The organism is Micromonospora sp. NPDC049529 (assembly GCF_055586685.1).
This window is the reverse complement of the sequence record NZ_JBVJHT010000007.1, coordinates 408,984-417,026: the sequence shown is the minus strand read 5'-3', so window position 1 is coordinate 417,026 and position 8,043 is coordinate 408,984. Positions and strand designations below refer to the sequence as shown.

The following is an 8,043-nucleotide window of genomic DNA, read 5'->3' as shown; positions in this document are numbered from 1 at the left end:
TGGCCCCGATCCCCCCGGCCCGTTCACCCCCACCCCCCCTCCCCTGCCCTGTCCTCCTTCCTCCCCCTCCCCCTCCCCCCCCCCCCTCTCCGCCTTGGCTCCCCCCCCCCCCCCCCCCCCCCCCCAGCACCCCACCGGGGCCGGGCCGCCCGTGAAAACGGCCCTCTCCCTCACCGCCCACCCGTGAGCCACAAGGAGTCCGTATGCCCCAAAGATCCGCCCTCGTCGCCCGGCCGCGACTGCGCCTGGCACTGCTCTTCGCCGCCCTGGTCGCGCTGCTGGGCGGCTACCTCACCGCCGCCGTGTCGAGGGCCGACGCGGCCGCCGAGCCCGGCGCCCAGGTGGTACGGGTGTCGGAGTTCCTCGCCGACTGCCCGTTCAGCCACCGGCTGCCGGACGACCCGATCGTCTTCCCGGGCCTGCCCGGTGCCTCCCACATGCACAGCTTCTTCGGCAGCGAGGCCACGAACGCGCACACCGAGCTGCCCGACCTGCTCAACGCGAACAGCAACTGCAACCCGGCGGTGGACAAGTCGTCGTACTGGGTGCCGACCCTCTACGTCAGTGACCAGCCGGTCGAGCCGGAGATCACCACGTTCTACTACCTCGGCGAGGGCGTACGCGACGACGTGATCGCCCGGATCCAGCCGCTGCCGCTCGGCCTGCGGATCGTGGCCGGGAACGCCCGGGCGACCGCCCCGGACGAGACCACCAACTCCCGCTGGTCCTGCCTGCACCATGGCGAGGTCGGCGCCTCGAAGGACTTCGTGAACTGTCCGGCCGGCAGCATGATCGAGTCGTACCTGGACTTCCCACAGTGCTGGAACGGGGTCGACCTCGACTCGCCCGACCACAAGAGCCACATGGCGTACCCGGTCGCCGGTGACTGCCCGAGCACCCACCCGGTGCCCGTACCGAAGCTGCGTCAGGTGCTGCGCTACCCGGCCAACGGTGACCCGGCCCGCTTCCGGCTCGCCTCCGGCGCCGGCTACACGATGCACGGGGACTTCTTCAACGCCTGGCCCGAGGACGAGATGGCCCGGCGGGTGCAGGACTGCATCCGACCGATCATCAAGTGCGGCGCCGACGGCCGACCCTGACCCCGATCCGGATGGGGCTTCCGCTGGCCGGGAGCCCCATCCGTCTGTCCCCGCCCGGGACAGCCAGCGGTCCCCGCGCGGGACCGCGAGCGAAATTCAGCACAGAAGACGGATTTAACGGCTCATCGCGTAAGCTTTTGGACAGCCCGCCCAGACGTGTCGACTCACCCCCGACCGGGTAATGCCTCTCCGCCTACATCGAGAGGGGTCACCGTGATTGTGGCGACTGAGCGGGGGGCCGACCATGTCTGACGGCACGGCGGCACCCGACCCGGACGCCGTCGGGGCGAACCCGGCCGCACCGGACCGACCGGAGCCGGTCCACGGCCGGCTGGAGCGGATCCAGGGCGCCCAGGAACGGGTGCACAGCACCTGGGACAGTCTGCCCTGGTTCCTGCGCTGGTCGGTGGTGTGGAGCGCCTGCCTGCTGGTCATCGCCGCCGGGATCTACCTGCTCGCCACGGTCGCCGCCCGGCTCGCGCCGCTGACCATCGCGCTCGCCGCCACCTTCTTCCTGGCCGCGATGCTCGACCCGCTGGCCGTACGCCTGCGTCGGTTGCGGCTGCCCCCGGCGCTGGCCGCGCTGGTCTCGCTCTTCCTGCTCCTGGCCGTGATCGGCGGGGCCGCGTACCTGGTCTGGACGCTGACCGCGGACCAGTTCTCCAGCCTGAGCAAGCAACTGGACGAGGGGCTGGACCGCACCCGCGACTTCATCACCGGCTCGCTGCCGGTCAGCCCCGAGCAACTGGACAGGTGGACCAAGCAGGCCACCGACGGCCTGCGCAGGTCGACCCCGGACCCGGTCGCCGGGGCGCGTACGGCAGCCGAGGTGGCCGGTGCCGTACTGCTGATCTTCGTACTGCTGTTCTTCCTGCTCAAGGATGGTCGCCCGATGTGGCGCTGGGTGCTGGTCCGGGTCTCCGACCGGTCCCGACCGGCGTTCGTCCAGGCGGGTCGCAACGGCTGGCACACGCTCAGCGCGTACACCCGGGGCACGGTGGCGATCGCGGCGATCGACGCCGTCGGGATCGGTCTGGCGCTGGTCCTGCTCGGGGTGCCGCTCGCGTTTCCGCTGGCCGTGGTCACCTTCCTGGGCGGCTTCATCCCGATCATCGGCGCCACCGTCGCCGGCAGTGTCGCGGTGCTGGTGGCGCTCGCGGCGAAGGGTCCGACCACCGCACTGCTCGTCCTGCTGGCGGTCATCGCCGTGCAGCAGACCGAGGGCAACCTGCTCGAACCACTGATCATGAAACGGCAGGTACGCCTGCACCCGGTGGTGATCCTGGTGGCGGTGACCGCCGGCACGCTCTTCGGCGGGATCGCCGGTGCCTTCGTGGCCGTACCGGTGACCGCCGTGGTCTACCGGGTGGTCGACACCGTCACCGCGCTGCGGCAGGGTCGGGAGGTCCCGTCCTGACCCTGCCGCTGCGGGTGGGAGTTGACGGTCACGAACCCTGACGGATGGCCTCGACCAGTTCGTCGGCGGTGAAGTCGGCCTCGTACGTGATGCCGCCCGGTTGCTGCATCCGGCCTCCCTCGGCGAGATCACCGGCGTCCACCGGTTGGAAGCCGAGTTCCTCGATCAGGTCGGCGACGGCCCGTTTGGCCTTCGGGTCGTCGCCGGACATCGGGATGCCGTAGCGCTCCTGGGCCGAGGACTGGCGGGCGTGGTCGCGCATGTTCTCGGCGTGCAGGGTGTTGAACGCCTTGACCACGCTCGCGCCCCGGAGGTGCTGCTGCACCATCTCGCTGGAGGTGGTCCTGTCCTGGTCCAGTTCCGGGTATTCCCCGTCCCGCTCCGGGGTGTAGTTCCCGGTGTCCATGACGGGTTTGCCCTTCAGTTCCGCCGTGGGCAGTTCGTCGTACCGGCCGAACGGCACGGCGACGATCACGATGTCACCGAACCGGGCCGCCTCCGACGGGGTGACCGCGTGCGTCCGGTGTCCGAGTTCGCCCACCAGACCCTGGAGATTCTGCGGACCGCTCGCGTTCGCGATGGCAATCTCGTGGCCGGCCGCGGCGAGTCGGCGGGCGAGCGTTCCGCCGACGTGTCCGGCGCCGATGATTCCGATGTGCATGCCAGTGGTTACCCGCCGGCTGCGACAACGAACGGGTCAGGGGGCGGCACCGAAGCTGGGCAGGCGCTCGGCGAACCAGCCGGCGGCCTGGTCGGACACCTGCTCCAGCGCGCCGGGCTCGGGGAACAGGTGGGTGGCGTCCGGAATGATCCGCAGTTCCACCTCGCCGCCGAGCGCGTCCCGGGCCTGCTGGTTGAACTGGATCACCTGTTCGTCCCGGCCGCCGACCAGCAGCAACGTGGCCGCCCGTACGCGGGCAAGGGCCGGACCCGCCAGGTCCGCGCGGCCGCCGCGGGAAACGACCGCCGGTACGTGCTCCGGCCGCTCGGCCGCGGCTACCAGGGCTGCCGCCGCACCCGTGCTCGCGCCGAACAGCCCGACCGGTAGGGCCGCCGTGTCGGGTTCGGCGCGCAGCCAGTCGATCGCGCCGACCAGCCGGCCGGCGAGCATCGGGATGTCGAAGCGCAGCTCGGCGGTCTCCTCGTCGGCCTGCGCCTCCTCGGGCGTGAGCAGGTCGACCAGTACGGTCGCGAGGGCGCGCTGGTTGAGCACCCGGGCGACGGCGATGTTGCGTGGGCTGCGCCGGGAACTGCCGCTGCCGTGCGCGAACAGCACCACCCCGACCGTTCCCTCGGTGGGGGTGACCAGGTCGGCGGTGAGCTGCACCTCCCCGGCCCAGATGGTGGTCTCGGTCGTCAGTGTGTCCACCCGCTGTCCGGTACCCGCGTACGGGTGGAACAACCGGCCGTCGGGCCGGCAATCACCGTTTGCCGCCTTCCCGGTCGGGAAGGCGAACCGGGTCAGGCAGGAAGACCACGGCGGAGCCGGTAGCGGCCCGCGCTGAGGCGATCGTGAGGATGCCATGACCCACCACAAATCCGCCAGGTCAGAGTCCGGTCGAGCCGGCACCAGTCCGCCACGGGACAAACGGGACAAGCGCGAGGGCGCGCGGCGGGACTGGGCGGACGAGGCGGCACAGGCACGGGCCTCGGACGATCCCCGACGGGTGACACCGCACGACCCGAGCGGCGTTCCCTCCACGGGGGACCGCCGCTAGCGGGTCGGTGCCGGCGATCCCCGGTGGGCCTCCGTCGAGGCCCACCGGGGCATCCGCGCGCTTAGCAGGAGAAATCCCCCGTGGCGACCCTAGATTCGGCCACAATAAGTCCATCTGATCCGGTATTGTCACCATCGGATCCGACCCGGTGGTACCCCCTCTGCTGTCGGCGACGACCGCCGCCCAATCGCCACAGGCGAACCGGGGAACCAGGTAGTCGGGGTGAGTCCGCACACGCGGTAGGGGTAGTTCCGGCCCGAACCCGTCAGCTAACCCGGTCGGCGGCCGACGGGAGGAACGTGCATGACGAGACCTAGGCGTCAGCGGTTCTCGCTGGCCCTGACCCTGCTCACCGTCGCGAGCATGCTGGTGTCCGGCGCACCGGTCGCGGCCGGGCCCGCAGCGGCCGCACCCTCGTCGCCGGTCACGACCGGAGACGAGGGCGGCAACCCCCTCTTACGCGACGTACTCGAATCGACCGGGCGTGGATACGCCGCCGCGACCGTGGCGGTCGAGAACGCCCGCAAACACCAGGTGGCGCTCGCCGACGAACTGCGGCAGATCGAGACCGAACTCGACCAGCTCACCCCCGAGGTCGGTGAGGTCGCGGTGAACGCGTACCGAATCGGCCGGATCGGGCCGCTGAGCGCACTGCTCGGCAGCGCCTCGCCCGACGACTTCATGAAACGGGCCGAGGGACTCGACCTGATAGCGCAACGGGACAACAGCAAACTGCGCCAGTTGCACGAGGCCCGCAACCGGGCCAGTCGGGCGAAGGCGGCGGCCGACGCCGCGGTGGAGGAGGAGCAGCGGCAACTCGCCGTGATGGCCAAGCAGAAGGAGGCGGCGGAACGCGCCCTCTCCCTGGTCGGCGGAGCGGCCACCGAGGGTTTCGTGAACACCAGCTCACCGGTGGCGCAACCCGCGCCGCGCAGCAAGGACGGCTCCTGGCCGGCACAGTCCTGCGCCCGCGACGACCCGACCACCAGCGGCTGTCTCACCCCGCGCACCCTGCACGCGCTGAACGAGACCAAACGGCTCGGCTTCACCCGGTACGTCTCCTGCTACCGCAGCGGCGGGCCGTTCGAACACCCGAAGGGCCGGGCCTGCGACTTCTCCGCGCAACCCGGCGGCTTCGGCGGGGACGCCACCGGCGGCGACAAGACGTACGGCAACAACCTGGCCGCGTTCCTGGTCCGCAACGCCGACAAGCTGGGCATCCTGTACGTCATCTGGTACCGGCAGATCTGGTTCCCGGCCACCGGCTGGAAGGCGTACAACTCCGCGAAGGGCGACCCGTCCAGCGACCACACCAACCACGTACACCTGTCCCTGCTCTGACCGGCGCGACCGGCTCAGCGGCCGGTGTCAGTTGCCGGGATCCCTCGGTGCCACCTCGTTCTTGGTCGTCGGAGCCGCACCCGAGGTCTCGGCCACCGACGCGCGGCGGGCCGGAGCCCGACCCGGCGGCTGCTGCGGGGCCGGACCGACCGGATGCGGCTCCGGATTCGGCAGGACCACCGGTTCGTCGCAGGTCACCTCGACCTTCTCCCCGTGGTGGAACAGTTGCACCGAACCGCTCCGGTCCCCGTTGCGCAGGGCGTACGTGGTCTCCCGCTCGCGTACGTCGACCCGGAGCCGGTGCCCGTGCCAGACCAGCGAGAACTCCAACCGGTCGATCCGGTTCGGCAGCCGGGGCGCGAACGAGAGCACCTCCCCGTGGTCGCGCATCCCACCGAAGCCGGCGACCAGCGCGATCCACGCCCCGGCCAGCGAGGCGACGTGCACCCCGTCGCGGGTGTTCTGGTTCAGGTCGTGCAGGTCCATCAGCGCGGCCTCGCCCAGATAGTCGTGGGCCAGTTCGAGCTGCCCCACCTCGGCCGCGAGCACCGCCTGGGTGCAGGCCGACAACGACGAGTCGCGGACCGTACGCCGCTCGTAGTAGGCGAAGTTGCGGGCCTTCTCCTCCGGGGTGAACGCGTCCCCGCGCCAGTGCATCGCCAGCACCAGGTCGGCCTGCTTCACCACCTGCTTGCGGTACAGGTCGAAGTACGGGTAGTTCAGCAGCAGCGGGTACTTCTCCGGCGGGGTGCCGGCGAAGTCCCACTCCTGGAGCCGGGTGAAGCCCTCCACCTGCTGGTGTACGCCCAACTCCGGGTCGTACGGGATGTGCATGGCGTTCGCCGCGTCCCGCCACGCGGCGGTCTCCTCGTCGTCCACCCCCAGCCGCCAGGCGTGGTCGCTGTGCCTCGACACGGCGTCGGCGGCGGCGAGCAGGTTCCGCTGCGCCATCAGGTTGGTGTAGACGTTGTCGCTCTTCACCGCGGTGTACTCGTCCGGACCGGTCATCCCGTCCAGGTGGAACTTCCCGGCCCGGTCGTGGTGACCCAGCGACCGCCACAGCCGCGCGGTCTCGACCAGCAGTTCCAGCCCGATCTCGCGCTCGAAGTCCTGGTCGCCGGTGGCCTGCACGTAGCGGCGTACGGCGTCGGCGATGTCGGCCGCGATGTGGAACGCGGCCGTGCCGGCCGGCCAGTACGCCGAGCACTCCTGGCCCCGGATGGTCCGCCACGGGAACGCGGCCCCGTTCAGCCCGAGGGTACGGGCCCGTTCCTGGGCCATCGGCAGGGTCGAGTGCCGCCACCGGAGCCCGGACGCCACCGCCGACGGCAGCGTGTACGTCAGCACCGGCAGCACGAACGTCTCGGTGTCCCAGAAGACGTGCCCGTCGTACCCGGGACCGGTCAGCCCCTTGGCCGCGATCGGCCGCAACTCGGCCCGCGCACCGGCCTGGAGTACGTGGAACAGCCCGAACCGGACCGCCTGCTGCACCTCCGGATCGCCCTCGACGCGTACGTCGGAGGTGTCCCAGAAGGTGTCCAGGTAGTCGCGCTGCTCGGCGATCAGCCCGTCCCAGCCGGAGAACCGGGCCCCGGCCAGCGCGGCGCCGACCTGGTCCCGCAGCGCCGGCCGGGACCGCTCGCTCGACCAGCCGTAGGCGACGTACTTGTCCAGCCGGATCCGCTCCCCCGGCTGGAGTACGCAGGTGACGGTGGTTCTGGCCCAGTCCTCGAAGGTCTCGGTGCTGAGCGTGGTCCCGGCCGGTGCCTCCAGTTCGTGGCCCATCGCCGCGGCCAGCCGCAGCCCGCTGGCCCGGGTGCTGTGGACCAGCAGCCCGCCGTCCTCCAGCGCCAGGTGCTCCTCGGACTGCAACGGCGACTCCAGCACCGCCGCGACCCGTGGGTCCTTGCTCTGTGCCGGCAGCACCTCGTTGGCGACGAGTTCGGACTGCACGATCAGCCGCAGCGGCTCGTCGACCGGTTCCACCTCGTAGCGGATCGCCGCCACCGACCGCTGGGTGAAGGAGACCAGTCGGGTGCTGCGGATCCGGACCCGTTTGCCGGCCGGAGAGCGCCAGAGCACCTCCCGGTGCAGGGTGCCGGCCCGCAGGTCGAGCACCCGCTCGTGGTCGAAGAGTTCGCCGTACCGGACGTCGAACGGTTCGTCGTCGACGAGCAGCCGGATCAGTTTCCCGTTGGTGACGTTGACGACGGTCTGGCCGGACTCGGGGAAGCCGTAGCCGGCCTCGGCGTACGGCAGCGGCCGGAGTTCGAAGAACGAGTTGAGGTAGGTGCCGGGCAGGCCGTGCGGCTCGCCCTCGTCCAGGTTGCCGCGCAGTCCGATGTGCCCGTTGGCGAGCGCGAACACCGACTCCGACTGGGCCAGCACGTCGACGTCGAGGCGGGTCTCCCGGACGTGCCAGGGTTCGACCGGATAGGCGCGTTCCCGGATCATGCCGTGTTCCCGT

General features: G+C 71.1%; 6 protein-coding genes and 1 riboswitch. Of the genes, 3 read left to right on the top strand and 3 right to left on the bottom strand.

All coding sequences use genetic code 11. From position 1 onward, the window contains the following. Window positions 1–203 precede the first annotated feature (203 nt). Together ACZ6QQ_RS15280 and ACZ6QQ_RS15275 are read left to right on the top strand one after the other, a co-directional pair. Window positions 204–1,100, top strand: a complete 897-nt coding sequence (locus ACZ6QQ_RS15280; protein WP_465876780.1) for a DUF1996 domain-containing protein — start codon at window positions 204–206, stop codon at window positions 1,098–1,100. 244 nt (window positions 1,101–1,344) lie between these two features. Beyond that, complete coding sequence (locus ACZ6QQ_RS15275) at window positions 1,345–2,517, top strand: AI-2E family transporter (protein WP_465876779.1); 1,173 nt, start codon at window positions 1,345–1,347, stop codon at window positions 2,515–2,517. A 28-nt stretch (window positions 2,518–2,545) separates the two neighbouring features. Here the strand turns inward: ACZ6QQ_RS15275 and ACZ6QQ_RS15270 are convergent, their stop codons facing one another. Further along, window positions 2,546–3,178 (bottom strand): NADPH-dependent F420 reductase, encoded by a 633-nt coding sequence (locus ACZ6QQ_RS15270; protein WP_465876777.1) that lies wholly within the window; start codon window positions 3,176–3,178, stop codon window positions 2,546–2,548. A gap of 36 nt (window positions 3,179–3,214) precedes the next feature. Beyond that, entirely contained in the window at window positions 3,215–3,886 is a 672-nt protein-coding gene (locus ACZ6QQ_RS15265; protein WP_465876776.1) for a dienelactone hydrolase family protein, read from the bottom strand. Between the two features lie 519 nt (window positions 3,887–4,405). Then, window positions 4,406–4,535: riboswitch (cyclic di-AMP (ydaO/yuaA leader) on the top strand. Window positions 4,536–4,538: 3 nt separating this feature from the next. Between ACZ6QQ_RS15265 and ACZ6QQ_RS15260 the strand changes: the two genes are divergently transcribed. Continuing rightward, a complete protein-coding gene (locus ACZ6QQ_RS15260; protein ID WP_465876774.1) occupies window positions 4,539–5,576 on the top strand; it encodes a coiled-coil domain-containing protein in 1,038 nt (345 codons plus the stop codon). A 27-nt stretch (window positions 5,577–5,603) separates the two neighbouring features. Here the strand turns inward: ACZ6QQ_RS15260 and ACZ6QQ_RS15255 are convergent, their stop codons facing one another. Further along, window positions 5,604–8,030: a glycoside hydrolase family 65 protein gene (locus ACZ6QQ_RS15255; RefSeq protein ID WP_465876773.1), complete on the bottom strand. Its 2,427-nt coding sequence runs from the start codon at window positions 8,028–8,030 to the stop codon at window positions 5,604–5,606. Window positions 8,031–8,043: the final 13 nt, after the last annotated feature.

What these genes read in the sequence shown, in the direction of transcription:
- ACZ6QQ_RS15280 (WP_465876780.1), top strand. Translation starts at nt 204, where the DNA reads ATGCCCCAAAGATCCGCCCTCGTCGCCCGGCCGCGACTGCGCCTGGCA.
- ACZ6QQ_RS15275 (WP_465876779.1), top strand. Translation starts at nt 1,345, where the DNA reads ATGTCTGACGGCACGGCGGCACCCGACCCGGACGCCGTCGGGGCGAAC.
- ACZ6QQ_RS15270 (WP_465876777.1), bottom strand. Translation starts at nt 3,178, where the DNA reads ATGCACATCGGAATCATCGGCGCCGGACACGTCGGCGGAACGCTCGCC.
- ACZ6QQ_RS15260 (WP_465876774.1), top strand. Translation starts at nt 4,539, where the DNA reads ATGACGAGACCTAGGCGTCAGCGGTTCTCGCTGGCCCTGACCCTGCTC.
- ACZ6QQ_RS15255 (WP_465876773.1), bottom strand. Translation starts at nt 8,030, where the DNA reads ATGATCCGGGAACGCGCCTATCCGGTCGAACCCTGGCACGTCCGGGAG.